The sequence below is a fragment of the Pollutimonas bauzanensis genome (genome assembly GCF_900129885.1).
Lineage (GTDB): Bacteria > Pseudomonadota > Gammaproteobacteria > Burkholderiales > Burkholderiaceae_B > Pollutimonas > Pollutimonas bauzanensis.
This window is the reverse complement of sequence record NZ_FQXE01000001.1, coordinates 255881-280789: the sequence shown is the minus strand read 5'-3', so window position 1 is coordinate 280789 and position 24909 is coordinate 255881. Positions and strand designations below refer to the sequence as shown.

Annotated in this window: 33 protein-coding genes; 14 read left to right on the top strand and 19 right to left on the bottom strand. The window is 62.1% G+C overall.

The features are described from left to right. The first annotated feature begins 20 nt into the window (after positions 1–20). Positions 21–1202 carry a PepSY-associated TM helix domain-containing protein gene (locus BUB23_RS01435; protein ID WP_073101252.1) on the top strand — a complete coding sequence of 394 codons (1182 nt, stop codon included), beginning with the start codon at positions 21–23 and terminating at the stop codon, positions 1200–1202. Here BUB23_RS01435 and BUB23_RS01430 read toward each other — a convergent pair. Further along, the gene (locus BUB23_RS01430) at positions 1193–2059 is read right to left on the bottom strand and encodes an alpha/beta fold hydrolase (protein WP_073101250.1); all 867 of its coding nucleotides are present in this window, start codon (positions 2057–2059) and stop codon (positions 1193–1195) included. The two genes, BUB23_RS01435 and BUB23_RS01430, sit on opposite strands and share 10 nt — an antisense overlap. A gap of 146 nt (positions 2060–2205) precedes the next feature. Further along, positions 2206–3438: an MFS transporter gene (locus tag BUB23_RS01425; RefSeq protein WP_084135665.1), complete on the bottom strand. Its 1233-nt coding sequence runs from the start codon at positions 3436–3438 to the stop codon at positions 2206–2208. A gap of 90 nt (positions 3439–3528) precedes the next feature. Between BUB23_RS01425 and BUB23_RS01420 the strand changes: the two genes are divergently transcribed. Continuing rightward, positions 3529–4107 carry a TetR/AcrR family transcriptional regulator gene (locus BUB23_RS01420; RefSeq protein ID WP_073101248.1) on the top strand — a complete coding sequence of 193 codons (579 nt, stop codon included), beginning with the start codon at positions 3529–3531 and terminating at the stop codon, positions 4105–4107. Between the two features lie 206 nt (positions 4108–4313). Further along, positions 4314–4766, top strand: coding sequence for an Hsp20/alpha crystallin family protein (locus BUB23_RS01415; protein WP_073101623.1), 453 nt, complete (start codon positions 4314–4316; stop codon positions 4764–4766). 104 nt (positions 4767–4870) lie between these two features. Here BUB23_RS01415 and BUB23_RS01410 read toward each other — a convergent pair whose 3' ends face one another. Beyond that, positions 4871–5449: a lipid-binding SYLF domain-containing protein gene (locus BUB23_RS01410; protein ID WP_073101245.1), complete on the bottom strand. Its 579-nt coding sequence runs from the start codon at positions 5447–5449 to the stop codon at positions 4871–4873. A 146-nt stretch (positions 5450–5595) separates the two neighbouring features. Continuing rightward, positions 5596–6243: a BON domain-containing protein gene (locus tag BUB23_RS01405; RefSeq protein WP_073101244.1), complete on the bottom strand. Its 648-nt coding sequence runs from the start codon at positions 6241–6243 to the stop codon at positions 5596–5598. A gap of 318 nt (positions 6244–6561) precedes the next feature. On the opposite strand from BUB23_RS01405, the gene BUB23_RS01395 reads away from it, so the two are divergent. The 3 genes from BUB23_RS01395 (at position 6562) to BUB23_RS01385 (ending at position 8659) form a co-directional block, all read left to right on the top strand. Further along, entirely contained in the window at positions 6562–7017 is a 456-nt protein-coding gene (locus BUB23_RS01395; protein WP_073101622.1) for an Hsp20/alpha crystallin family protein, read from the top strand. A 106-nt stretch (positions 7018–7123) separates the two neighbouring features. Beyond that, entirely contained in the window at positions 7124–7525 is a 402-nt protein-coding gene (locus BUB23_RS01390) for a TraR/DksA family transcriptional regulator (protein ID WP_073101240.1), read from the top strand. 30 nt (positions 7526–7555) lie between these two features. Further along, entirely contained in the window at positions 7556–8659 is a 1104-nt protein-coding gene (locus tag BUB23_RS01385) for an alkene reductase (protein WP_073101237.1), read from the top strand. 78 nt (positions 8660–8737) lie between these two features. On the opposite strand, the gene BUB23_RS01380 is transcribed toward BUB23_RS01385, so the two are convergent. Both BUB23_RS01380 and BUB23_RS01375 read right to left on the bottom strand, forming a co-directional pair. After that, the gene (locus tag BUB23_RS01380; RefSeq protein ID WP_073101235.1) at positions 8738–9610 is read right to left on the bottom strand and encodes an SDR family NAD(P)-dependent oxidoreductase; all 873 of its coding nucleotides are present in this window, start codon (positions 9608–9610) and stop codon (positions 8738–8740) included. A 124-nt stretch (positions 9611–9734) separates the two neighbouring features. Further along, entirely contained in the window at positions 9735–10571 is an 837-nt protein-coding gene (locus BUB23_RS01375) for a Crp/Fnr family transcriptional regulator (protein ID WP_084135621.1), read from the bottom strand. Positions 10572–10799: 228 nt separating this feature from the next. Here BUB23_RS01375 and BUB23_RS01370 point away from each other — a divergent pair, with 228 nt between their 5' ends. Next, the gene (locus tag BUB23_RS01370) at positions 10800–12332 is read left to right on the top strand and encodes a bifunctional aminoglycoside phosphotransferase/ATP-binding protein (RefSeq protein ID WP_073101233.1); all 1533 of its coding nucleotides are present in this window, start codon (positions 10800–10802) and stop codon (positions 12330–12332) included. Between the two features lie 19 nt (positions 12333–12351). Here BUB23_RS01370 and BUB23_RS01365 read toward each other — a convergent pair whose 3' ends face one another. The 3 genes from BUB23_RS01365 to BUB23_RS01355 all read right to left on the bottom strand — a co-directional run bounded on the left by BUB23_RS01365 (position 12352) and on the right by BUB23_RS01355 (position 14635). Then, on the bottom strand, positions 12352–13002 hold the full coding sequence (locus BUB23_RS01365; RefSeq protein ID WP_218598820.1) for a BON domain-containing protein: 651 nt from the start codon (positions 13000–13002) through the stop codon (positions 12352–12354). Positions 13003–13215: 213 nt separating this feature from the next. Continuing rightward, on the bottom strand, positions 13216–14211 hold the full coding sequence (locus BUB23_RS01360) for a zinc-dependent alcohol dehydrogenase family protein (RefSeq protein WP_073101620.1): 996 nt from the start codon (positions 14209–14211) through the stop codon (positions 13216–13218). A 193-nt stretch (positions 14212–14404) separates the two neighbouring features. After that, complete coding sequence (locus BUB23_RS01355; RefSeq protein ID WP_073101229.1) at positions 14405–14635, bottom strand: hypothetical protein; 231 nt, start codon at positions 14633–14635, stop codon at positions 14405–14407. 124 nt (positions 14636–14759) lie between these two features. Here BUB23_RS01355 and BUB23_RS01350 point away from each other — a divergent pair, with 124 nt between their 5' ends. Both BUB23_RS01350 and BUB23_RS01345 read left to right on the top strand, forming a co-directional pair. Continuing rightward, the gene (locus BUB23_RS01350; RefSeq protein WP_143160838.1) at positions 14760–15161 is read left to right on the top strand and encodes a hypothetical protein; all 402 of its coding nucleotides are present in this window, start codon (positions 14760–14762) and stop codon (positions 15159–15161) included. 36 nt (positions 15162–15197) lie between these two features. Next, complete coding sequence (locus BUB23_RS01345) at positions 15198–15398, top strand: hypothetical protein (protein WP_073101225.1); 201 nt, start codon at positions 15198–15200, stop codon at positions 15396–15398. Positions 15399–15613: 215 nt separating this feature from the next. Here the strand turns inward: BUB23_RS01345 and BUB23_RS01340 are convergent, their stop codons facing one another. Next, complete coding sequence (locus BUB23_RS01340; protein WP_143160837.1) at positions 15614–15943, bottom strand: hypothetical protein; 330 nt, start codon at positions 15941–15943, stop codon at positions 15614–15616. Between the two features lie 229 nt (positions 15944–16172). On the opposite strand from BUB23_RS01340, the gene BUB23_RS01335 reads away from it, so the two are divergent. Together BUB23_RS01335 and BUB23_RS01330 are read left to right on the top strand one after the other, a co-directional pair. Continuing rightward, positions 16173–16391, top strand: a complete 219-nt coding sequence (locus BUB23_RS01335; RefSeq protein ID WP_073101618.1) for a hypothetical protein — start codon at positions 16173–16175, stop codon at positions 16389–16391. A gap of 53 nt (positions 16392–16444) precedes the next feature. Beyond that, positions 16445–16747 (top strand): hypothetical protein, encoded by a 303-nt coding sequence (locus tag BUB23_RS01330; protein WP_073101223.1) that lies wholly within the window; start codon positions 16445–16447, stop codon positions 16745–16747. Positions 16748–16786: 39 nt separating this feature from the next. On the opposite strand, the gene BUB23_RS01325 is transcribed toward BUB23_RS01330, so the two are convergent. The 3 genes from BUB23_RS01325 to BUB23_RS01315 all read right to left on the bottom strand — a co-directional run bounded on the left by BUB23_RS01325 (position 16787) and on the right by BUB23_RS01315 (position 18095). Beyond that, positions 16787–17065 (bottom strand): hypothetical protein, encoded by a 279-nt coding sequence (locus tag BUB23_RS01325; protein ID WP_073101221.1) that lies wholly within the window; start codon positions 17063–17065, stop codon positions 16787–16789. A gap of 83 nt (positions 17066–17148) precedes the next feature. Next, on the bottom strand, positions 17149–17352 hold the full coding sequence (locus tag BUB23_RS01320) for a hypothetical protein (RefSeq protein WP_143160836.1): 204 nt from the start codon (positions 17350–17352) through the stop codon (positions 17149–17151). A 131-nt stretch (positions 17353–17483) separates the two neighbouring features. Beyond that, positions 17484–18095 (bottom strand): thermonuclease family protein, encoded by a 612-nt coding sequence (locus tag BUB23_RS01315; protein ID WP_178372246.1) that lies wholly within the window; start codon positions 18093–18095, stop codon positions 17484–17486. A gap of 67 nt (positions 18096–18162) precedes the next feature. Here BUB23_RS01315 and BUB23_RS01310 point away from each other — a divergent pair, with 67 nt between their 5' ends. Next, the gene (locus tag BUB23_RS01310) at positions 18163–18354 is read left to right on the top strand and encodes a YqaE/Pmp3 family membrane protein (RefSeq protein WP_073101217.1); all 192 of its coding nucleotides are present in this window, start codon (positions 18163–18165) and stop codon (positions 18352–18354) included. A gap of 34 nt (positions 18355–18388) precedes the next feature. Here BUB23_RS01310 and BUB23_RS01305 read toward each other — a convergent pair whose 3' ends face one another. The 4 genes from BUB23_RS01305 to fdxA form a co-directional block, all read right to left on the bottom strand. Then, positions 18389–19003: a peptidoglycan DD-metalloendopeptidase family protein gene (locus BUB23_RS01305; RefSeq protein ID WP_245801123.1), complete on the bottom strand. Its 615-nt coding sequence runs from the start codon at positions 19001–19003 to the stop codon at positions 18389–18391. A gap of 286 nt (positions 19004–19289) precedes the next feature. Continuing rightward, positions 19290–20525 (bottom strand): alpha-hydroxy acid oxidase, encoded by a 1236-nt coding sequence (locus BUB23_RS01300; RefSeq protein ID WP_073101215.1) that lies wholly within the window; start codon positions 20523–20525, stop codon positions 19290–19292. An 88-nt stretch (positions 20526–20613) separates the two neighbouring features. Beyond that, positions 20614–21192: a YceI family protein gene (locus BUB23_RS01295; protein ID WP_073101213.1), complete on the bottom strand. Its 579-nt coding sequence runs from the start codon at positions 21190–21192 to the stop codon at positions 20614–20616. Between the two features lie 360 nt (positions 21193–21552). Further along, positions 21553–21885 carry a ferredoxin FdxA gene (gene fdxA, locus BUB23_RS01290; protein ID WP_073101211.1) on the bottom strand — a complete coding sequence of 111 codons (333 nt, stop codon included), beginning with the start codon at positions 21883–21885 and terminating at the stop codon, positions 21553–21555. Positions 21886–22083: 198 nt separating this feature from the next. On the opposite strand from fdxA, the gene BUB23_RS01285 reads away from it, so the two are divergent. Both BUB23_RS01285 and BUB23_RS01280 read left to right on the top strand, forming a co-directional pair. After that, entirely contained in the window at positions 22084–22962 is an 879-nt protein-coding gene (locus BUB23_RS01285) for a LysR family transcriptional regulator (protein WP_073101209.1), read from the top strand. Positions 22963–23220: 258 nt separating this feature from the next. Then, positions 23221–24180 (top strand): 3-hydroxyacyl-CoA dehydrogenase family protein, encoded by a 960-nt coding sequence (locus tag BUB23_RS01280; protein WP_073101207.1) that lies wholly within the window; start codon positions 23221–23223, stop codon positions 24178–24180. On the opposite strand, the gene BUB23_RS01275 is transcribed toward BUB23_RS01280, so the two are convergent. Together BUB23_RS01275 and BUB23_RS26565 are read right to left on the bottom strand one after the other, a co-directional pair. Further along, entirely contained in the window at positions 24072–24398 is a 327-nt protein-coding gene (locus tag BUB23_RS01275) for a DUF2269 family protein (protein ID WP_073101205.1), read from the bottom strand. The two genes, BUB23_RS01280 and BUB23_RS01275, sit on opposite strands and share 109 nt — an antisense overlap. Before the next feature lie 92 nt (positions 24399–24490). Then, complete coding sequence (locus tag BUB23_RS26565; RefSeq protein WP_143160835.1) at positions 24491–24901, bottom strand: hypothetical protein; 411 nt, start codon at positions 24899–24901, stop codon at positions 24491–24493. Between the last annotated feature and the right edge of the window lie 8 nt (positions 24902–24909).

Genomic DNA, 24909 nt, shown 5'->3' with positions numbered 1-24909 from the left:
GAACCGTTGCCGCGATCGACATGAAATCCGCCCGTTCGACAAGGCGCTGGTATGTGTTGCACAAGTGGTCCAGCCTGATATGCACGGGCTTCTTGCTGATCCTGTGCCTGACCGGCCTTCCCTTGATTTTCTCCCACGAGATCGAGGACTGGCTGGACGAGCAGCCTCTCGCCCGCGTCGTTCCCGAAGGACAGCCCCGGGCGGCGCTCGACGACATGGCTGCCGCCGCGAAACGCCGCTACCCGGCGGAAGTCCTGCGTTTCATCTTTATCGATGACGACGAGCCCAGGGTGACGGTCGTCATGGCGCCGTCCGACGGCCCCCGGCGCGACCTGGACCACCGGGTCGAGTTCGATGTCCGGACCGGCTCGGTCGTGAAAGACGATATGTCGGGCGCGCAGCGGCCCGCCACATTCATGGGAGTCATGCTCAGGCTGCACGCGGACTTGTTTGCCGGCTTCACGGGAGAAATGCTGCTTGCGGTGATCGCCCTGGTCTTCGTGGCGGCCATCGTCTCCGGCGCGGCGCTCTATGCGCCCTCCATGAAGCGCCTGGCATTCGGCGCCATCCGCCTACGGTCCTCGCGCACGAAATGGCTGGACCTGCACAACCTTCTGGGCATTTCGGTTCTCGTGTGGATGCTTTGCGTAGCAGTCACCGGCGTGATGAACGAATTGTCCAAGCCGCTCTCGGCGGTATGGAGAACGTCGGAAATGCGCGCCCTGCTGACGGCATACCGGGGGCTTGCGCCGGCGGCAAGCCCGAGCCCGGCGCAAGCCGCGTTCGAGACCGTCCAGCGTGCGCTGCCCGGGCGCAATATCACCAGCATCATCTATCCCAGCGCATCGTTTTCCAATCCGCATCACTATCTGATCTGGACCAACGGCAGCACGCCGCTGACATCCCGGCTGTTCACCGCGGTGCTGGTGGATGCGAAGACCGGGGAATTGACGGCCATCGCCGACATGCCTGTATATCTGCGCGCGCTCCAGTTGTCACGCCCGCTGCATTTCGGCGATTATGGAGGGCTGCCGCTAAAAATCCTTTGGGCATTGCTGGATCTCATCACTATTGCCGTGCTTGGCAGCGGCCTGTACCTGTGGTTCATGCGGCGCAGGACCCATGCCGCCAGAATCGGGCGGCCGGCGGAAGCCGGCGAGCATGGAAGAGCCGCGCCGGTGTGCGACAGAACTCACCGGTGAGGAATGTTGTCCGGGGATGCCGGTTCGCCGAGGAAGCGGGCGAGAAGGCAATTGAATTCTTCGGCGCGTTCGTATTGAAGCCAATGCCCCGTATCGTCGAGGATGGCGGTCTCGCGCAGGCCCAGCCCGCCGGCGGCACTGCGCAGGCGGTCGATCTGGCCGCGATACAAGGCGTCCTGCCGCGCCCATACGCCATAAGCGGGGCACTGCCACTGTTGCGACAGGCGCAGCATGATATCGGTCAAGACCAGCTTGCGGTTCTTGACCCGGTCGCGCGGCGCGCTGCGCTCCTGGACGGCGATTGCCAGGTCATCGACCTTGGCGGCGTCGGACAGCATGAGCGCACTAAGATTGGACCGGAACACTTCGGCGCGCTCCCGCGGGTCTTCGACCCCGCGCATGGATTTGAGCCGCGGCGGCTGGCCGAGCAGCCCCAGCCCCGCGACGCTGACCAGCACCAGGCGGTCGAGCCGCGCCGGCCGCTGGGCCGCTATCAGCGCGGAAACCAGCCCGCCGAAGGAGAACCCGACCAAGTCGAAGCGCTGTCCGTCCAGCACCTGCTCCATGCCGCCGAGGACGTAAGGCGCCAGGGTGTCGGCATCCAGCCCATCGCGCGGCAGATCGGAGTCGCCGAAGCCGGGAAGGTCGGGGGCCCATACCGTGCGCGTTCGCGCCAATGATTCGATATTGCGGATCCAGTGCATCCAGCTGCCGGCTCCGCCATGGACCAGCACGACGGCGGGGCCGGCGCCCCATCGCCGCCACGTCATCTTCGCGGCAGGGCCGCAAGCGGTCCGGACCTTGCTCGATTGCGCATCGAGCCGTTCTATCTCCAGGGCGGCTTTATTCGTGTCCAAACCTGTTCCTCCATGTGTTGCGGTTCGCGGACCGCCACCCGGCAGTCGCGCACAAGGGCCCAGTATATGGCTGATCGCTTCGATTGCGCCTGCGCCATGTTCCGGCGTCCGCGCTTTCTGCGCGGACGCCTGGCATTGCGTTTGCCTCAAGCCGCCGCCTTTTTCCTGCCGGGCGGGAACAGCCTGGCGCCGATCAACGCCGCGGCCGCCAATACGATAAGCGCGGCGCCGTAATAATCGGTCGCGGCGATCAGGCCCACGGCATGGGTCAGGACGCCTGCGCCAATCGCGGGCAGGCTGAAGGCCAGGTAGCTCAGAATATAGAACGCTGCCATCAAACCCGCGCGCTCGTGGGGCTGCGCCGTGGGCAGCACGGTCCGCAGGGCGCCCAGGAAGCCCAGTCCAAAGCCGACGCCAGCCAGGGAGGTGCCCAGAAAGAACAACGATACCGCGCCGCCATGCACGCCGGCCAATGTGACCGCAATGCCCGCCGTCAGCGCGGACGCGCCGAAGACCAGCATGCGCTGCGGCGCCCAGCCGCGCAGCAGCAGCACGGCAATGGCGGCGCTGACGGTCAATGCGAAAATCATCAGGCCGCCAATGACCGGCGCATGGATTCCGCTTACGCGCCCCGCCAGGGTAGGGCCCAGCGACAGATAGAAGCCGCCCAGCGCCCAGGCCGCCACATCCATGGGGGCGATCAGCAGCAAGGCGCGCCATGCCTGGCGCGGCACGTTCACGGTGGGCAGCATGGCCGCCAGGGCCCCCCGGCGCTTGCTGGAAGTCTCCGGCAAGAAACAGGCAGCCAGCGCCTGGACGGCAAACGCCGCCAGCAGCACGATGAACACCACTTGCATGGGCGCCGGCGCAAACTGCACCAGGATGCTGGTACCCAGGGCGCCCAGGGCAAGGCCTATCATGGGCGCCACGCTATTGATCAGCGGCCCGCGCTGGCGATCCAGGTCCATCAATCCCGCCGCCAGCGCGCTGGTCGCGGCCCCGGTAGCCAGCCCCTGCAGCAGGCGCGCCGCTATCAGCAGCGGCACGGCGGAGGCCGTCATGAACACCGCCATCGCCGCGGCATTGAGCGCCAGCGCGCCGATGATGACGGGCCGCCGGCCGATATGGTCCGATAGCGACCCGAGCATCAGCAGGGCCAGGAGCAGGGAAATCGCATAGACGGCGAAAACGATGGTCAGCGTAATGGCCGAAAAACCCCAGTTCGCGCGATAAATGCTGTACAACGGCGTCGGCGCGCTGGAGGCCGCCATGAAGGTAAGCAGGATCAGGGCCTGCAGCCACGTGGCGGCCGGGCGTCCGAACCGGAATGGCTGGCGGGAGCTGCGCGACAGGGCCAGGGAGGAGGGACCAGGAGGCATATTCATTCCAATTAAACGCAAAAAAATTGCATTAGTGGATTGTGCGCTCAAACACTACTTAAAGCAAATAATTTGTGTTAACGTAGCGCCATGAGTATCCGTGAATGTGTTCGTCCGGGGGGGCGCAGCGCCCGCGTGCAGGAATCCGTCCATAAGGCGGTGCGCGAACTGGTCGCCGAAATCGGCCGGCCGCAGCTTACCGTACCCCTGATCGCGGCGCGGGCCGGCGTCACACCGTCGACGATCTATCGGCGCTGGGGAGATTTGTCCGAGCTGCTGGCCGACGTCGCCGTAGAGCGCCTCAGGCCTGACGGCGAGCCGGCCGACACCGGCAGCTTGAGCACCGATCTGCACGCCTGGGGCGAGCAATTTTTCGAAGAAATGACCTCCGAACCGGGCATGGCCATGGTGCGCGATGTCATGGCAAGCGCCTCCGACGGCGGCTGGCAGAACCAGTGCGCGGCCTACATCCGCGAGCAGATAGCGGTCATACTCGACCGCGCCGCCCTGCGCGGCGAAGCCGCGCCGGATGTGGACAAGGTCATGGACCGCTTTGTGGCCCCCATCATCTATCGGAACCTGTTCGACAGCCAGCCCATGGGCGCTGAACGCGCCCGGGCGCTGATGCAATCCTGCCTGGATGAGAAAACCCCAAAGTTCGCCGGATGACCTCGCTCGATAGGCTGTGGGCATCGAGCCGCCCATTCAAAAAACCCGGGTCTTGTTGATAGCGGTCAATAGCTGGCGCCGTCGCGGCCATATCATGATCATACGGCGCCGCGCCGGGCGTGTGTCCCATCACCCGGCGCCCGCGGATGCCGTCATGCTAGCAAAGCTGAAACCTGAACCCGACTTTTTCTTTGATGAGGCTGATCATGGCTAACAATTTAATGCGGTTCGACCCTTTTTCCGATATCGCTCGCTTCGAGCCCTTACGGAGCCTGGAGGATTTTTTCAAGGATTTTCGCATCCAGCCCGCCGCCGGCAATTTCGATGTGGAGCCGAGAATAAAAATGGACGTCTCGGAAACCGAGCAGGCCTATACCGTGAAAGCCGAGATCCCGGGAGTCAGCAAGGACGATGTGAAGGTATCCCTGCAGGGCAACCAGGTCACGATCACGGCCGAAACCAAACAGGAAAAAGAAGAAAAGCAGGATGAAACCATCGTGCGCCGCGAACGTTACTTTGGACGGCAGTCGCGCAGCTTCACCCTGGCGCACGACATAGACGACACGCAAGCCGTCGCCAAATATCAGGATGGCGTGCTGGAATTGTCCTTGCCCAAGAAGGCCGGGCAAGGCGGCGCCAAGGTGCTTGCCATCAGTTGACGGCAAATGGCGGGGCGGCCATAAAGTATCGGCATGCGCCGCGCCCGCCAGCCTTTGCCGGGCGGCGGCGCAAGCGGGGCGGCGGTAGCCGCAGCGCCACTAAGCTAGAGCGCCACTTTGGTAAACCGCCCCCCGGTCAGCGATGCATCCAGCATTAGCCCTTTATTTGTCACGACGTATCCGACGATGCCCGAACGGGCGGTATTGGTGTCCAGATTGCCCGCCACTCCTTTCGTGGCGATGGTGACCGATCCATCGATGCCGGCAGTCCAGCCCTGGCCATTGCGGAAGCGGTCGAGCGCCTCCTGGGTCAGGAACAATAAAACGACTGTCTTCTTTTCCATGCCCAGCTTTGCGCCTATGGACCCGGTAATGAGGTTGTAGTAGGTATGGGCGCCGTCTTCGGTGCGAAGCACGCCGCGCCCGTACTCTACCCCGAGGATGGCGCCGCCGGCGACCACTTCGGGCATGATCAGCACCCCCCGCGACTTGGAAACCAGCTCCTTGGAATCTTTTACCCGCTCGTACAAGCGCTGCAGCGCCTCGTCGGCCTGCTTCTCTACTTGTTGCAATATCACGGGCGATACTTGCACGCTGGGCGCCGTTTCCTGCGCAAACAGCGGCGCCACGTTCAATGCGAGCGCCATGAAAGCCATATGGCCAGCTATGAGGGATTTTTTCATTTCAGTATCCGCTATTCAGAATGGTTCATCGGTCGCGGGCCTTCGTGCCCGGCGCCCCTGGCATGGAACCGGCCGCGGCGCATGCCAGGGAATGCGTCTGCCGCCGCGGGCATGGGTCTTGATGCCATGCCGGGAGGGAGGCCGGATCAGCCTATGGCCAGATTGTCCTTGACGGACGTTACGCCGGCGACGGACCATGCGGCCCGCTCCGCCGCGCTGCGCTCATGCCAGCTGTGCACCACGCCGTCCAGGGTCACCTTGCCGCCTTCGACCTGAACGCGGATGCCATGGGCTTCGAATTCGGCGCCGCGCTTGAGGGCGTTTTCGATGCTGCTCTTGACATTGGCGGAATGAAGCTGAGGCTTGACCTCGATGAGGTTGCTGACGCCAGCCACGCCCGAGAGCCGGCGCACCGCGTCGGCGGCGCTGATGCGCTGGAACTGCCAATCCACCGTTCCCGACAGCGTGACCCAGCCTTTCTGGACCTTGACCAGCACCGCGCCATCGGGAATCGCGGTGTTCCAGGCGAGGATGTCCACGGCCCGCTTGGCGATCTGGTCGTCCGCGGTCTTCTTGGCGTCGGGGAAGCGGACTTCGATCTCCTGGGCGATGCCGCGCACTCCCCTGACACGTTGCGCGGCGTGCTCTGCCGCGACCTTTTCGGCATAGCTGGCGACATGGCCGGACAGCGTGACGATCCCGTCATCGACCGCGACGCCGATGCTGGCGGCGTCTATGCTGGGTTCGAAGTCGAGTTCATCGATAATGTCCTGGCGAAGTTCATCGTCTTTCATAATGCTCTCCATCTCGGTAAGGTTCAGTATGGGTGCACCAGGAAGGCTGAAACGATTTGCCGCGGCGCACAAAACGATTCTGTGCCAAGAGAGGACTAGCGTGTTGATGACGGTCAAGCGCGAGAAAGATAGGCGGTCCGGCAAGGATTTGAAAAACCTGGATCTTGTTGACGCCGGTCAATAGCCGTCATTCTCGCGGCCATATCATGAGTATGCGGTGCCGTGCATCGATCGTGTATCAATCGCATGATGCTTTCCGGATGCCGGCGTGGCAGCAAAGGCAAGACCTGAACCCAACTATTCTTCATGAGGCTGATCATGGCTGACAATCTAACGCGGTTCGACCCTTTTACCGATATAGCTCGCTTCGAGCCATTTCGGGGCCTGGAGGATTTCTTCAAAGGTTTTCGCATACAGCCCGGCCTTGCCAATTTCGGCGTGGAACCGAGAATAAAAATGGATGTCTCGGAAACCGAGCAAGCCTATACCGTGAAAGCCGAGATACCAGGAGTCAACAAGGAAGATGTGAAGGTATCCGTGCAGGGCAAGCAGGTGACGATCACGGCCGAAACCAAACAGGAAAAAGACGAAAAGCAGGACGAAACCGTTGTGCGCAGCGAACGTTACTATGGCTTGCAGTCGCGCAGCTTCACCCTCGACAACGAGATAGACGATGCGAAGGCCGTGGCCAAATATCAGGATGGCGTGCTGGAATTGTCCTTGCCCAAGAAGAAGGCCGGCCAGAGCGGCGCCAAGTTGCTTGCCATCAATTGACGGCAAGAAGAATGCAATGTGGCGGCGCGTCGGGCTGGCGGCGTTGCTGCGCCCGATTATCCGTCCATAGCGGGCAGGCTTTACTAGGCACTGCGGAGAAAAGCAAATGAAGCATCTATCCACCGACGATATTCGCCTGTTGCACCAGCGGCTTGCCGTGATGAAAAGCCAAGCGCTTGATGACCTCCGGGAGGCGGATGCCGATATAAAAGCCGGCTTCGAAGCGCAGAACCTGGATGTCGGAAGCCGCTCGGACGACGCGGAAATCCTGCGTTTCGAAGCGATACGCCGCACTGAGATGGAAATCGACGGCGGCCTGCTGCAGGGGATCGAAGCGGCCGAGCAAAGGATGCGCGATGGCTGCTATGGAACCTGTGTCGACTGCGGCAAGCCCATCGCGCGCGAACGCCTGCTGGCCCAGCCCGCCGCCGCTCGATGTACCGCCTGCGCAAGCAGGAAAGAACTCGCGTCGGCAGCCCCGGGGGGCGGACACGGATATCGCCCGTAATCCTAATCCAGATAGATCAAAGCATCAGACATGGCAAACGATACTTCCCTTTCATTGTTCAGCCCTTATCGCTTGGGCGGCCTCGCGCTGCCCAACCGCATCGTGATGGCGCCGCTGACGCGCAACCGCGCCGCGCCCGGCAATGTGCCGACGCCGCTCATGGCCCAGTATTATGCCCAGCGTTCCTCCGCCGGCCTCATCATTGCCGAGGCAACGCAGGTCAGCGCCACGGCGCAGGGCTACCAGGATACGCCTGGCATTCATACCCCCGCGCAGATCGCCGGCTGGCGCGGCGTCACCGAGGCGGTGCATGCCAAGGAAGGGCGCATATTCCTGCAGATCTGGCATGTGGGGCGGGTGTCGCATCGTTCGCTTCAGCCGGGCAATGCCGAACCCCTTGCTCCTTCCGCAATCCGCGCCAACACCAAGACCTATGTGAATGACGGTTTCTTTGATGTCGATGCCCCCCGCGCGCTCGACATCGCGGAGATTCCGGGCATCGTCGCCGACTTCCGCCAGGCGGCGGCCAATGCGATCGCCGCCGGCTTCGACGGCGTCGAAGTGCATGGCGCCAATGGCTACCTTATCGACCAGTTCCTGCGCGACGGCGCCAATCAGCGCAGCGATGCCTATGGCGGCTCCGTCGAGAACCGTGTCCGCTTCCTGAGCGAGGTGATGCAAGCGGTGATCGCCGAGATCGGGCCAGAGCGCGCCGGCATCCGCATCTCGCCGGTGACGCCCGCCAATGGCATATCTGATTCCGATCCCCAGCCGCTGTTCAACCATGTGGTGGAAGTGCTCGATCGCCTGGCGCCGGTCTATGTCCACATCATCGAGGGCGCGACGGGCGGGCCGCGCGATATCGCGCCAGATTTCGATTTCGGCGCGCTGCGCGAACGCTTCCATGGCACGTGGATCGCGAACAATGGCTATGATCTCGTCCAGGCGGAAAGCGCCATCGCCAGCCATCGCGCCGACCTCATCGCCTTCGGCAGGAATTACGTGTCGAATCCCGATCTGGTCGAACGGCTCTGGCAAGGCGCGCCCCTCAACCCGATAGACCAGGATCGTCTGTATGGCTATGGCAACGGCGCGCGGGGGTACACCGACTACCCGGCCCTGAGCGCCGCATAGCGTGCGCAGCCGCCTTGCCAGAGGCGGCTCGCTTGGGCTTTGATGTCCGGCTTCGATGCCGCCAGGCTTGGTCCGGTGTCACGAGCGCGCGCGGTAGACCTCTTTGCCGCGCAGTCCGTCGTGTGTGTGCCTGAGCGTCAGCGCGCCGTCCGGCGCGCGCCGCAGCTCGGCGCCGACCCTCGCGCCAATATCGCTTTTGGCCGGCGTGACGCCGCCATCGGCCAGCCATAGCGCGCCCGTTACGTAGCTCGCTTCGTCGGACGCGAGAAATGCGAAGATATTTGCGATTTCTTCGGGCGTCCCGCGGCGCCCGAGCGGGACCATGGCGTCGATCGACGCTTGCTCGGCCGGCCCTATCGGGCTGTCGGCGCCGCGGGTCCAGGCGGTGTCGATGGGGCCGGGGCAGACGCAATTGGCCCTTACGCCATAGGGCGCCTGCTCCAGGGCGACGCCTTTCATGAAGGCGTGAAGAAAGCCTTTGCTGCCGCCGTAAGGCGTGAATCCGGGCGAGCCGTTCAACCCGGCTTCCGAGCCTGTGAAAATGATATTTCCGCGGCTGGCCCGCAGATGGGGCAGGGCGAACTTGCTCATCAGAAATGCCGTGCGGATATTGCTCCTGATGGTCCGGTCGAAATCTTCGATACGGTAGGCATCGGTCTCGGCATTGGCGATGAAAATGCCGGCATTGCTCACCAGCACGTCGAGCGCCCCGAATTTCCGCAGGGCGAGATCGACGCACGCGCGGGCTTGCGGCTCGTCGGCCAAGTCCCCGCAATAGGCCTCGGCGCGGCCTCCCGCCCTGGCGATGGCTTGGGCTACGTCGGCGACAGGGTCGGCCGGCAGCCCCGCGAGCACAAGCAACGCGCCCTCGCGGGCGAATTTGTGCGCGATCGCCTCCCCGATGCCGGTGCCCGCGCCGGTAATGATGGCAACCTTGTCCTGTAAACGCATGGCCGTTCTCCCGAATCCTGGATGCTCGCTTCATTCTGCGCCGCCGGTCCGGATCACGGATTGACGGGGATCAACATGCACGTAGCGGTTCGCATGGCGCGATCATCGCGGTGGCACAGGCCGGCTATTGTCCAGCCTCCGCCAGTTCGATCTCCCGCGGCCGATGCCGGGATTTTGCCTTCGGCAAAGGATGCATATGGCGAAACAAATGCAGCAATTCGGGTTTCAGTATTTGTACATGGCGCCGCTCGATGGCGATAACGCCGGCGCTCGCCATGGCGGAAAGCGAGCGGCTGACCGTTTCCAGCGACAGGCCCAGATAGCTGCCGATATCGCGCCTGCTCATGGGCAGCAGGAAATTGCGGGGGGAATACCCCAGGCTGGCGTAGCTATCGGCCTGCTTTTCGAGGAAGCGGGCCACGCGGGCTTCCGCCCTGATCGCGCCAGCCAGGCTTTCGGGGCGCCCGGGCGCCAGTTCGCGGCTGATGGCGAGGTATATCATTTGCTCCAGGTCCCTGTAGGAATGGGCCATGGTCAGCAACTGCTTGAATGGCAGCGCTACGAGTTCACAGTCGGTCAAGGCGATGGCGTCGGTGGCGTAGCGATTGCGGTAGATGCCGTCGAAGCCCAGGAAATCGCCTTTCGCCGGGAAGGAAAGCACCCGGGCGTCGCCATCCACGCTGCGTATCACGGTTTTCAAGAAACCGAGCCTTACGATGTACAAGACATCGAAGGCCTGGCCCATGCGATAGACGGCTTGTCCGGCCTTGGCCCGCCTGTGCCTGAATTGCAGCGCGGTTTCGGTCTGCCCGCCGCTGCGGGCCTGCCGGCCGAACGGCAGCAGTTCATAGATGTCCTGAATCGTGGAGAAGAGCCTGGCGCCCTGCGCGCCGGGGTGGGGATTGGACTCGCCGCGCACACTGGGAACGGCGGCCTGCATACGTTGGATAGCATTCATCATAGCTCTCGATTTATTGCACTATTGGTGCATTGAGCGACTACATCAAGATGACGGTGCGGCAAGTGGAGCGGCCGTATCGCAGGAGCGAGTACTGCAGTTCAGTATAGTATCCGCAGGGCTGCAGGAAATTTGATTTAGATCAAGCACTTCCGTAACGATGTGTGGCATTTTGCATGTAAATACTTGTCCTCGGGGGACCTTGCCCGCATGAGGAGGGGAGCTACCGGTATGCCTGTCCAAGACCAAGCGTCCACCCTGGCTTTTTTGGCCGATCCGGCGAACTACGGCGAGCCTGCGAGCCCTGTCGCCATTATTGAAACTCACATCTCGGTGGTTTTCCTTGTGGGGCGGCGCGCCTACAAGCTCAAGCGGGCCGTTTGTCTGCCCTACGTCGATTTTTCCACGGCGCAGCGGCGCCTGGCTGCGTGCGAGAAGGAGCTCGAATTGAACCGGCGCACCGCCGCCGCCCTCTACATAGCGGTGCACGCCATCAGGCGCGGGGCGGACGGCCGGCTCGCCTTCGCCGACCAGGGGGAGCTCGTCGACGCCGTCGTGGAGATGGCGCGCTTCGATGAGGAAACGCTGTTCGACCGGATGGCGGCGCGCGGCCAGTTGACGCCGGCATTGGCCACGGAACTGGCGCGCGGCATCGCGCGTTTTCATGCCGGGGCGGACATCGACCATCGCCGCCGGGGCGCCGCCAATATCATGTCGGTGCTCGACATCAACGAGCAATCGCTGGCGGCGACGCGCATCTTTGCGCCGGACGATGTCGCCAGGCTCAATGCCGCGCTGCGCGCGGCGCTCAGGCGCCATGAGGCGCTGCTCGATGCCCGCGCGCAAGCGGGCAAGGTCCGGCGCTGCCATGGCGATCTGCACCTGGGCAATATTTGCCTGGTCAATGGCGCGCCCACGCTGTTTGACTGCCTGGAATTCAATGATGCGCTGGCGACCATAGACGTGCTGTATGACCTGGCTTTCCTGGTCATGGATTTGTGGCGCTGCGGCCGCGAATCAATCGCCAATCTGGTCCTGAACCGCTACCTCGACGAGCGCGATGAGGCGGACGGCCTGCCGCTCATGCCTTTTTTCATGTCTCTGCGGGCGGCTGTCCGGGCCCATGTCGTGGCTGCGCGGGCTGAAACGGCCGGGGAAGGAGACCGCGCAGCGTCTATCCGCGAAGCCAGGGCTTTCATGGGGCTGGCGCTGCGCTTGCTCGAGCCGGCGCCGGCCCGCCTGGTGGCGATCGCCGGCCTGAGCGGCACAGGCAAGTCGACGCTCGCGGCGGCGCTCGCCTGCCGCATAGGCCCCGCGCCCGGCGCCCGGATATTGGCCAGCGACCGCATCCGCAAGCGCATCCATGGCGTCTCCGCCGAGACTTCTTTGCCGCAAGACGCCTACGCGGCGCAGGCATCGGAACAGGTCTACGCGATCCTGGCGCGGGAAGCGCGGGCGATACTCGCGACCGGCCATGCCGTGATCGCCGATGCGGTGTTTCTTCGGCCGGAGGATCGCGAGCGCATCGAACAAAGCGCCCTGGATGCCGGCGTCCCCTTCGCCGGCCTCAGGCTCGAGGCCTCGCCCGCCGAGCTGTTCACGCGCGTCGAGGCGCGCCGCGGCGACATTTCCGATGCCAACGCGGACGTGCTGCGCCTGCAGCTTGCGCGGCGGCAAGAATCGGATGGCTGGACGCGCATCCAGGCGGACGATGGCATCGCCGCCGTAGTGGCGCGGGCAAGCGCAGCGTTGCGCTGCGATTAGCGCCGCGCCTGGCTGGCGGTCAGCCTATGGCCAGATTGTTGCTGACGGCGACTACGCCGGGCACGGACCACGCCGCCCGCTCCGCCGCGTCGCGCTCATGCCAGCTGTGCACCAGGCCGTCCAGTATCACCTTGCTGCCATCCACCTGGATGCGGATGCCGTGGGCTTCCAGCGCGGCGCTGCGCTTGAGCGCGCCCTCGATGCTGCTCTGGATGTCGGCGGGGTGAACCTCGGGCTTGACCTCGATGAGGTTGCTGACGCCGGCCACGCCCGAGAGCCGGCGCACCGCGTCGGCGGCGCTGATGCGCTGGAACTGCCAATCCACCTTGCCCGACAGCGTGACCCAGCCCTGCTGGACTTTCACCTGCACCGCGCCATCGGGAATCGTGGTGTTCCAGGCGAGGATGTCCACGGCCCGCTTGGCGATCTGGTCGTCCGCGGTCTTCTTGGCGTCGGGGAAGCGGACTTCGATCTCCTGGGCGATGCCGCGCACACCCTTGACGCGCCGCGCGGCATGTTCTGCCGCGACCTTTTCGGCGTAGCTGGCGACATGGCCGGACAGCGTGACGATCCCGTCGTCGACCGCGACGCCGATGCTGGCGGCGTCTATGCTGGGTTCGAAGTCGAGTTCATCGATAATGTGCTGGCGAAGTTCGTCGTCTTTCATCATGCTCTCCATCTCGGTAAGGTTCAGTGTGTGGGGTGCACATCAAGGCCGCAACGACTGCCGCGGCGCACAAAACGATTCTGTGCCAAGAGAGGACTGGCGTGTTGATGCCGGTCAAGCGGGGGAAAGATTGGCGGGCCGGCCGGGCGCCGCCGCTACGCACGCAGCCATAGCGGCAAGGCGCCTGCCGCAGGCGATGGCATGAGGAGGGGATGCTCAGCCCAGGTCCAGCACCACCGCCCCCTGCGATGCGCCAGAGCGCAGGCGCGCCAGGGCTTCGTTTGCGCGCTCCAGGGGGAAGACGGTAACCGCCGTATGGATGGGGGCCTGCCGCGCCAGCTCGAGAAACTCCAGCCCATCGTTGCGCGTGAGATTGGCGACGGAACGGATGGTCCGTTCCCCCCAGAGACGGGCGTAGGGAAAGCCGGGGATGTCGCTCATGTGGATGCCAGCGCACACTACGCAGCCTCCTTTTTCCGTATGGCCCAGGGCCAGCGGAACCAGCGCGCCGGCCGGCGCGAAGAGCAGGGCGGCATCGAGGGCGGCCGGCGGCGGCTGGTCGGTTCCCCCGGCCCAGGCCGCCCCGAGGCGGCGGGCGAACTGCTGGCTGTCCAGATCGCCCGGGCGCGTGAAAGCGTAGAAGGAACGCCCCTGATGGTTCAGTACCTGCGCGATGATATGGGCCGCCGCGCCAAATCCATAAAGACCGATATGTTGCGCGTCGCCCGCCAGGCGCAGCGCCCGATAGCCGATCAGGCCGGCGCACAAAAGGGGGGCCAATTCCACTGCCGCAGGGGCGTCCGCGGCGTCCCCGAGCGCAAAGCAGTAGCGGGCGTCGGCCACCGTGTATTGCGCAAATCCGCCATTGATCTGATAACCGGTGAAACGGGCCGCGTCGCATAGATTTTCGCGTCCGCTCAGGCAGTAGCGGCATTTTCCGCAGGTCCAGCCCAGCCACGGCACGCCTACGCGCTGATTCAGGGAGAACCCCGACACCTGCGGCCCCACCGCGCTGACGCGCCCGACGATTTCATGGCCAGGCACGATGGGCAGGATAGGATCGTCCAGTTCGCCATCGATAAGATGCAGATCGGTGCGGCAGACTCCGCATGCTTCGACGCGGATTTGGATCTGCCCCGGCCCCGCGACCGGACGCGCAAGCCGCTCGAGGCGCAGCCTGTCGCCAGGGCGGTGGAGAACCATTGCATTCATGGTGTCGGGGCTGGAGTTCATCGCGCTACTTCCTGCAAGCGTTGCGGGCATATCCACCATACCGCGGAAATCGGCGTGGATATTGATCTTGCGCAATATTCACGGCCAATGCCGGCACGGCCTTCATGCCGGCCAAGTCCAGTCGCTTGCGCGGGCGCGCCTGCCGGCGCGGTCGCCTGCCGCTCTCCTTGCGCTATTTGCGGCGCTCAGCCCGATCTCGGCCTTCCAGCGTATCGATATCGACCTCGGCCTGGATGGCTGCCTGTTCAGAGGCGTCCTCCGCGGAGCAGCACGCTTCATCGGTGCGCGTCATTCCCGCCACGGGCAGCCCGTGGCTGTTGAGTATGCGGTAGGTGTAGCGCCACTGCCCCGGCGCAATTTCCACCGGGTCGTCGAATTCGGCGGTATATTTTTCGTTGGGCATGTTTTCCTCCAGAGAGTGCGCCTCGGTGCCGGCCGCGTAAGCCTCGTCATATCCGGACGATCCCCAGCGCGTCGCTGTTGTTCATTGCAGATTCTACCTTCCGTAGGCTCAGCACGCGAAAGAAATGAACACCGCCGCCGGGGCCGCGCGCGGGCGCCCGCTCTTTTCTGAAATACTCCGTTTCAACGTCGTCGCCCCTTTTTTCCGCAGGTGGCCGATACTTGAACGTCCTGCACCACATGCCAACAATGAGGAGATTCCCATGGCTGAACAACCTGCGGACAAGGCCAAAGAAGCAATCGAGAAGGGCGCGGAGAGTGCCGACCGGGCGATCAGCACCGCGGCCAGCAAGGCTTCCGACGCCACGGCCCGCGTCAAGAATATCGCCGAAGACGCGCTGGACGACGGGCGCGATGCCCTCGAAAATGCGCTGGTGTGCGCCAAAGATGCGGTAAGGGCCAACCCGATCACGGCCGTTGCGGTGGTCGCCGCCATCTTCTACCTCTGGGGTCGCATGAAGAAGTGAAGCGGCCCTCGCCGATGTCGATTTCCTGGAGTAGCCATGGGTAAGAAAGTGTTCAACTACAAGGATCGGGAGGTCGAGGTCCTGTCCATCGATAAAGCCGGCGGGGGCCATGGCTTCGGCCTGCTGATCGATGGCATGGCCATCAATCGCGGCGGCTACGATGACAGCGAATCGGCGGACGAAGCCATTGCCGATGGCGTGAAGTTTGCAAAGGAATACATCGATTCCCTGCCGTGAAGCTTTGGCGCCATACCGGTTCCGCAAGGGCGGGCCTGTACAGCGCCGCAAGCCCCGCCACAAATTGGCGCAGGAGATGAAAATGGAACATCAGGAATGACAATGCCCGCGAGGACCTCGCAAGACCAGTCGCTGAATGAGGCCCAGGCCGCCGGCAAAGCGGAAGCCAGTCGCAGAAAGGCCCAGCATCCGCCGGCCTGATTGCCTGGAGCCTTTTACCTGTGACGCAAGCCGCGGTCGCGCCTGTCGTGGCGATAGCGCTGCGCGACCTGGCGGCGTTCGACGCGGGGGCGGGCCCCGCCCTGCTTCCAGCCAGAGCGGCCGCGGTCTTCAGTCAGAACATTGCCAAGCAGGCCGCCTGCGGCCGCGCCCCCCAAGGTCAGGAGTGGATCCCCCTGCGTCAGCACGGCGCCCGCCACGGCTCCCAGGCCGGCTCCAAGCAAGGTGTTGGTGGTTTTGCGATCGGCGGCCGACGCGGAGGTCGCGACGGCCAGGGCCATAAGTCCCGCGATGGCGAATTGAGCCAGGTTCAGGGGTAGTTTCATAGCGGCGCTCCATCAGGTTTCGGAATAGACATCCATAGCGTATCGATGCGCTCGCGCCGCCGCAAGCGCGTCACGCCGATTTTGAAGCACGCTGAAATACCTGGGCTGCCTGGCAGGCGATCTGTTACGTTTTAGTGGCCTGGCGCGCCGGCAACGGGCCGCCGTCCGCGCCTTGATTTTGCTGCTACGCTGACAGGTGTACGATCACCAGGACGACCGGGAGGCGGCCATGGCATACAACGGAGTGGACTGGAAGCAGGCGCCGAAACTTGCGCGCTGGTGGGCGCTGGATGCCGATGGCAAGGCGCATTGGTATTGCGAGCCGGATGTGGCGGCGTCCGCCGATTTCTGGATAGCTGCCGAATTGGCGGCGCCGGATTTCGATTATGAGGGAAGCTGGCGTGAATCGCTGGTGGAGCGCCCGGTCCGGCCCCTGCGCTCCGCATGAACCCAGGCGCGGGCTTGGGGTAAGATGGGCCGCGCGATATATACGGGACAAACATGAGCGAAGAAGCCAGCAGGATCAAAGAAGTGGTGGCCCGCGGCAAGCAGCGGTTTTTCGAGCTCCACCCCCGCTTGCTGCAGGAGATCGAGGCAGTCACCGGCAGGGATTCGGATATGCCGGCGTCCGCTGCGGCCGAGCAGCGGGAAATAGCCAGATACCGCGCGATTGCGGGCGTGGCCAAGACAATGGGGAAGGACAGCCTGATGCTGCTGCTGGAGCTGGGCTCGAGTTCGAAAGAAGAGCTCGATCAGCTCGTCGCGGCCCAGAACAGCCAGATAAAAAAGTCGGTTGGCATGTAATTGCCGCGAGCGCGAGCGTGCCGCCGCTCACCCTTTTGCCTAGGCGGCGGCCGGCAGGACCTCGCTCTCGAATATCAGCTTGCCGTCCCGGTCCGTCAGGAGCAGGTGGGGCGCTTCCCAGCGCTCTTCGGATATCTTTGCCCGAAGCAGGATAAGGGCCTGGGGCCTTTGATGGTCAATGACGGCCGCCGGGACCAGAATAGTGCGCCGGCCTTTTATATGTAAAACACATCCACCATGCCCGCTTTTATTATCATAAGCGGCAATGTAGCCTTCGATACCCTTGTTGAGTTCGCCTACAAATTTGCCATAGCTCATTGGCTTCCTTATATCGTCATGGCGAGTGTGCCGAACAAAAATTTATCAGATCCATGGGCTTAAATCCAGCGGCACATCCCCCGCTATTTGCCGAGGTCTATTCCGTCATCCAGGGGGCTGGCTTTATTGTCCTTGGTCTTGGGTTTGACCGGATTCTCCAGCCCCAGCTCGGGCAACAGGTCGCGCTCCTTGCCGGAGCGCTTCTTGCCGGGGGCGCGGCCGGATTTGTCGTCCTTGCCCGCCAGCGATATTCCGGTTTCGCCTGGCTCGATCTTGGCTTGTGTCATGATGGCCTCCTTAGACTTGGTCAGGGACAAGCAGAAATTGCAGGTCATCCTGACTGGCAAGCAATCGCCGTTCCCGAGTGCGCATGCCGGGGCCGATGCCGCGCGGGCGCGGGCGCCATGTCTGGCGCCTGTTACCGGTCCCGCGGCGCCGCCTCTCTGAATTCCCACGGCGCCACGGGCTCGGGTTCACGCCAGAGTCCCATGTGCGTGGCCCGTGCCTCGGCCTGCAATGCGTACAACTCTTTATCTTTGGCATACTTGCTGTAGACCCAGGCGTGACCCGCTTTGACCATCGCAACATTCGCGTTGATCTCATTGCATGTCACGGAACCGAGCGTACGTTCATGGCGGTCTTTTTTCCCCTGGCTTTCGATCAAGACGTTCATGCCGACGGGGCAGATGAACCTCAAAAAGTCCCGCGATCTGATGCCATTGGGTTGATCGAGTTCGGGGGCGTCGATCTGCATCAACCGTATCGAGATGGGTTTCTTCTGCCCCGGGCAGCGCACGCGCAGGCTGTCGCCCTCGGGTACGGAGATGACTGTGCAGGTTTCCCCCCAGGCGAAGGTGGAGGACAGGACAAGAAGAGCGGCAAATAATAATCTGATCATTTTTACAGGTTGTTCACATCGTCGGCGATATGGCAACACGTCCCGCCATATTACGCCATACAGATAAGCCCTTAATTGCAATTGTTGCAAAGAGCGCGCTCCAGCCGGCATGGCGTTTTCGAGGCGGCCCATCGGGCATTTTCGAGGACGCCGGGGCATCGGGTAAACTGGTTGACGTCTCACTTTTTACGTTAATGACATGCGGCTACTAATCGCTTTGATTCTCCCCTGGCTCACCTTCTTCACGATAGGCCGGCCATTCGCGGGCATCTTTTGCCTGATTCTGCAAATCACGCTGATTGGCTGGATACCTGCCGCCATCTGGGCCGTATATGCCTTGAGCCAGTACAAGACCGATAGGAAAATTGCCAAGGCGCTGGGGCAGCGCTAAGGCCTGGCCGGGGCGCTTGCGATTCCCCGCGCTTTCAATGAGAGGAAGCTTTAGGCAGATAGCGCAAGGCGTCAACCGCCTTGCCGTTGTAGCGCAGTTCGAAATACAGATTCACGGCGTCGCTACCGCTGCTGCCCATCGTGGCTATCGTTTGCCCCTGCCTGACCTGCGCGCCTTCTTTCACCAGCAAGGCCTGGTTATGGGCATAAACGCTTAAAAAGTCAGCGTCATGGTTCACGATGAGCATATTCCCATAGCCGCGCAAACCGTTGCCGGCGTAAACCACTTTGCCCGCCGCCGCCGCCTTGACGGGCGATCCTGCCGCAGCGGCGATATAGATCGCCTGGGAGTTGGACGCCGATGTTCCCCGCCTTGACTTGCCCTCCGCGGGCCAGACCAGATCAATGGACCGGGGCGCGGCTATCGAAGGGCCGTTCGCCGCCGGCGGCGGGGCCGATGCCGATGCCGGGCCGCCCCTGACCTTCAGGACTTGCCCAACCCGAATATGGTCGAGGTCTTTCAGATTATTCAAACGGATAAGGGAGTCGACGCTTTGCCCATGCTTGCGCGCAATCTGCGTCAGCGTGTCGCCCTTCATGACCCGATACTGGCCTTCCACGCCGGGCTTGCTGGTCCCGCATGCGGTCAACAAAGCCGCCACAGCCGCAATCGCAATGAACCGGCCGCATGGCCGGGCCAGGGATGCAAAGCTGAAGAGGTTTGCAAAACCGCGAAATTGGGTAAAAAGTGTCAGTAGTAACATTGCTCGGAAAAAGATGTGCACGGGCCGGGACCTCGGCCAGACTCCACCCGTGTCGGCGCGGGGATGTCGGCCGTCTCGATCGGCGTGGTGCGCGCTCAGGACACTGACATACTACACGATGGCTATTTCCGGCTCTTCATCGGGCCGCGGCGTTGCCGCGGGTTCCCGGCAACTACGTCCGGCCGGCGCGCCACACGTGGGTGGCATCTAGCTTGGCGATACTGTCGACGCCGCTATGCAATACGGTATTGACGAGTTCACGCTGCATGAACTCCATCACGCTGTTGACGCCGCCGGCGCCGCCGACCGCCAAGCCGTACATCAGCGGACGGCCTATGGCCACCGCGTCGGCGCCCAGCGCCAGCGCCTTGACGATGTCGGTGCCGCGGCGTATGCCGCTATCCATGATGATGGGCGCATCGCCCTGCAGGGCCTGGGCGACTTCGGGCAGCACGGCAATGGCCGCCGGCGTGCCATCGAGCGCGCGCCCGCCATGGTTCGACACCTGTATCGCCGCGGCGCCGGCCTTGACGGCGGCCACCGCGTCTTCGGGGCGCGTAACGCCTTTGACTATCACTGGCAAGCCCGTGATCTTGCGGATCATCTCGACATCGCTCCATGAGAGATTCGTTTTGAAGGCATTGGCGCTGCCCGTCGTGAAGTTGCCGTAAGGCAGCCAGGGCCGGGGATTGCCCAGGCGCATGTATTCGTCTGATGAGCCCTGGCCGATGGCGTCAATGGTCAGGACGATGGCCTTGAATCCCGCGTCGCGCGCCCGCTGCAGCACCTCTTTAGACAGCCCTTCGTCGACGTTCAAATACATCTGGAACCATTTGGGGCCGGTGGAAGCCTTGGCGATGTCTTCCATGCTGCGGGTGGAGGCGCTTGAAACCGTAAGCAGGGCTCCCGATCTGGCCGCGCCTTCGGCGGTCGCCACTTCGCCTGCCGGATGATGCAGGCCGTGGCTGCCGAACGGCGTGACGATGACAGGATGAGGAAGCTTTTCCCCTAGCAGGGTGACGGACGTGTCGATTTTTTCGCGCACGATGCCTTGCATGCGCTGCGGAGTAAAGACATAGTCCCCGAAAGCGCGCCGGTTCTCGGCCAAGGTCCATTGATCGCCCGAGCCGTGTGATACAAAAACATAAGTGCCGTGGCCGTATTTTTGCTTGGCCTGCTCTTCAAGGAGATCAATATTGAAGACTTTGATGTCCTTGTCGATGCCTTTGCGTTCTATCATCAGCGACTCGGTGTTCGCTTCCTCGGCCACCTGGGCGCGGGCCAGGCCCGATGCGGACAACGCCGCGGTAGCGAACCCGGCGCCGGCCAGGCGGAGCATATCGCGCCGCGCACGGTTCTGCGGCTCGACTGGATCGTGGGCAATAGCGTCGGTTTTTGTGATATTCATGGTGTTTCCTTTCGTAGATCCAGAATACAGGGATGTCTCGTCGCCATGCCTGGGCTCTCTTTCAACCAGGCCATACTGTCAATACGGCTTATTTCTTGACGGCTTCCAGCGCAAGGTCGATTCGGACCTTGTCGCCGATGTGCGGCGCGAACTTCCCCGCATTGAAATCGGAGCGCTTGATCACCGTGTAGGCATTGGCGCCAATAGCGTCCTTCTTCATCATGGGATGCGGCATCGCCTGAAATGATGTCACGGTGAGGGTGACAGGCTTGGTGATGCCTTTGATCGTCAAATTGCCTTCAATCGTCGCCGGCTTGTCGCCGTCGAAGTTCACCTTGGTGGACTTGAAGATGGCCGTCGGATAGGCGGCGGTGTCAAGAAAGTCGGTCGCTTGAATATGCTCGTCAAACTCCGCAGAACCCGTGTTGACAGACGTGGTGTCTATCGTGATGTCGACGGCGCCGGTCTTCGCCGTCCTGTCGAACACGATTTGGCCGGAGGTGTTGTCGAAGCGGGAAAGCTGCGTGGAAAAGCCAAAGTGGTCGTACGAAAAGCGCGGGTAGCTATGCGCTCCATCGACAACATACGTTTCCGGCGCGGCCATGGCCGGCGCAGCCATGGAGGCGGCAAGCGCGATAGCTGCCAAAGTCTTCGTCAAGTGTTTCATAGGATATCTCCGTGTATTAATGCCGGTTGCGAAGCCGGCAGATGGGGCGCTGCAGCGGGGCGCATGGCGATGGGCTGCGGCACAGTCATGAGCCCTACTCTACAGACATTGGTAGATCTTAAATAGGAGACAATTCGGACATGTTTGTTCCATAAAAAGCAACAATTGCAACGCGCATTTGACAGCGAGGGGCGAGCCAGGAAGCGCTCGATCCATTGCGTATCAACCTTGTCCAGGCGGGTTGGCTCCAGGGCCTGCAGGACAAGGTAATAGCGGTAGGCGCGTAGCGGGAGCGGGGTGTCGAGCGCGACGGCGCGGCGCGCGTCGCCGCCTATCCCGGGCTGCGGGTCAGCCTGCTGTTCAGGGCTGTTCCAGCAAATGCATTTTGTCTTTTACCTTGGCCCAGGCATCGTGTTCAGGCAGGGGGCTCTTGGACCGCGTGATCCGTTTCCATCGAGGATTGCGCGAGAGGTCGCGATTGATGTGTACGAAATGCGCTTGGCCAGGATCGATTTCTTTTTCCTCGACAATGGCGGCGACGGGACATTCCCCGACGCAAATCGAGCAGTCTATGCACTCATCCGGATTGATGACGAGAAAATTGGGGCCTTCATAAAAACAGTCCATGGGACATACGCTCACACAGTCCGTGTATTTGCAGGCAATACACCTTTCAGTAACGACAAATGGCATTGTCTTTGTGTTCCCATTTTTTCCGTTGATAGCGGGGCCAAACGCGATAGCAGTCAAGCTTCGTCCAGCATTTCGCCGGGCTTTCTTCAAACAGCGGGCAGTTGCCGGTGTCGGCCGTTTGCGTTGGAAGACTTTAGCGTTGTTGGACGAAGTTAAATAGACGACAATTTGGACATGTTTGTTTCAGAAAGAGCAACAATGAGTAAACTTAAATCGATGGCAATGTTCATACGTGTTGCCGAACTGGGCAGTTTTTCCGCCGCAGCGCGGCAACAAGGCATTGCCCGCTCTATTGTCACCCGCCACATTGCGCAACTGGAAAGCGCGCTCGGGATAAAGCTGATGACGCGCAGCACCCGGCGCTTGACCTTGACATCGGCCGGCAGCGCCTATCTGGAGAAATGCCGGGAAATCCTTGATTTGATCGAGTCGGCGGAAACCGAGCTGGCGCAAGAGCATCAGACCTTGCGCGGCTCCTTGCGTATCAGTCTTCCATTGAGCTATGGCATAAAGCGCTTGGCGCCTCTTCTTCTGGAGTTCGCGGATAGTCACCCGCAAGTTCGTCTGGAGATGAACTACAGCGACAGGCAGGTCGACCTGATCGAAGAAGGGGTGGATCTCGCGATACGCATTACCCGGCGCTTGGTGGACAGCGACATCGTCCGCAGGATAGGAACCGTGCGCGTGCTGGTCGTGGCATCGCCCGGGTATTTGACGCGGCATGGCGAGCCGCGCCATCCAGCGGACCTGCTCAATCACGATTGCCTCAGCTATACCGCGAGCGACAACTACGACGTTTGGCCCTTCCTCGTGGACGGCGCGCCCGCGGACTTTGCAGTACGCGCACGACTCCATTCAAATAACGGCGACGTGTTGAACCAGGCCGCGGCCCAAGGCATGGGGATTACCTACCAACCCGATTTCATCGTGGCCGACAGCATCGAAGCAGAAAGCGTCAAGCCGATTTTGACCGATTACCCGCCGCCGGAGCTGGGCGTATACGTGATGCTGCCAAGCAATCGGCAGATACCTTATCGGGTGCGCATCCTTATCGACTTCCTTGCCAATCGGCTTTAGCCGCCAGAAATTCTCGCCGGCTTTACCATCCGTGTTCTTGTTTCCGGTTGATTATGCAGCGTCCCGTACCGGCGACCGAATCGAAGCGCGAACGCCATGCCACGCCGGCCCCGAAACAAGGGGCGGGCAAACTTGACAACGGTAGCGGACCGGGATGTGCCGGTCCGCTATCTTGCTATCATGGCCGGGTCCGGGAACTAAAGATGGCCTGGCAAAATATCACACGATACCGGCTCACTATATAAAAAGGTTGTAAGCATGAAGCATGAAAATGGTTTGGGAGCACCGTCGGACTCTTGTGCCGTGGTGGTGGGCGGCGGAACCATGGGCGCCGATGTGGCGGTCGTTTTGCTGCGCGCCGCCTGCAAAACATGGGTGGTCGAGCCCAGGCAGGAAGCCCACGGCGAGATACGCCGTAAAGTCCATGCGAATCTCGAGGCCATAGGCAAGCCGCGGAATATCGAATTATTGCAAACAGTGCGTTCGATTGATGACGTGGACTGGTCTCGCATCGACTTGATGATCGAATGCGTGCCGGAAGTGCTGGATATAAAGCGCTCCCTGTTCAAGCAACTGGCCGACAAGGCGCCTTCCAGCGTCATCCTGGCCAGCAATAGCTCCAGCTTCCCCATCAGCCAGATCGCCGAAGGCCTGCCCACGCAGGGCCGTATGGCAGGCTTGCACTTTTTCATGCCGGCGCATATTGTTCCCCTGGTTGAGGTCGTGCTCGGTCCCGATACCGACAACTCGGTTGCGCAGGCATTGAGAGCCTTCATGCGCCGCTGTGGATCGGTGCCCATCCTGGTGCGGAAAGATGTGCCGGGATTCATTGCCAATCGTCTGCAGCACGCGTTGGGGCGCGAGGCCTTTTCCCTGATCCAGGAAGGCATTGCGAGCCCCGAAGATATTGATGCCGCGGTACGCTTCGGTTTCGGTTTCCGGTATCTGGCTGCGGGGCCCATCATGCAAAAAGAACACGCCGGACTGGATGTTCACGCGGCCGCCGCCGCCACCATTTACCCCACGCTGTCCAACACGGCGGTACCGCCTCCGGTGCTGGCCAGCAAACCGCAAGACGGGACGATAGGAATGAAGTCCGGCAAAGGTTTCTATGAATGGACTGATGAAACCATTCTGGCGGAAAGGCAGCGGTACAACCGCGTGCTGAGAGCGGGACTGGAAATACTGGGCGACGAGCTGCCCAGGATCGATCCCTGATCAGGTAAAAACACTGCTACAAAGGCAAAGAAGGCCGGCATGCCCAGGGCTATCCATATTCGGAAGTAGCGCCAGTATGCCGGTGGCAAGGGGCCATGGTCCCGCAGGGCCTGTTCGGCGAGGTTGCGCAGCTTTATCTGGATACTTACTACTGGCAGCCAGCACGCGATGGCGACAAGGTAAAGCCCGATGGACCATTGCAGCCATGCCGCCGTCATTATCGCCCATAGGAAGCAGGCATGGCCATTCGGGGCATGAGGATTTTAAAACAGCCAGGCGCTGTGTTCACCAATCGCTCTCTACCTTCAGGCTATTCTTTCGGCATATCAAGAATGTCATCTGTTGCATTGCCTGCTTTGTCCTTGGCAGTGTCTGCGTCCTTCCCGGCGCCGCCTTTTACTTGTTCCACTTGCTCCTTGTCTATAGCGCTGTCTTCCTGAAGATCGCGCGCTTTGGGCCCCTTGATGCCGGGATAGCTCTGTGTCTCGCCTTGGCCGGGCTGCCCTTGTTCTTGTTGGCCCGGCTGGTCTTGGCGCGTGTGGCCTGGCGTATTGTGAGCGGGATTTGCATGGCCGGCATTTTTTTTGCCATGAGCGCCGGGCAAGTCTGGATCTGACTGATGTCGGTCCGGATTGGCGGGTTCATTCTGACGGACATCTCTAATGTTGCCTTGCTCCGGGTTTTGTTGAGAAGGGTGCGCGGGCTTTTGATTCTGTTCCATGGCATTTC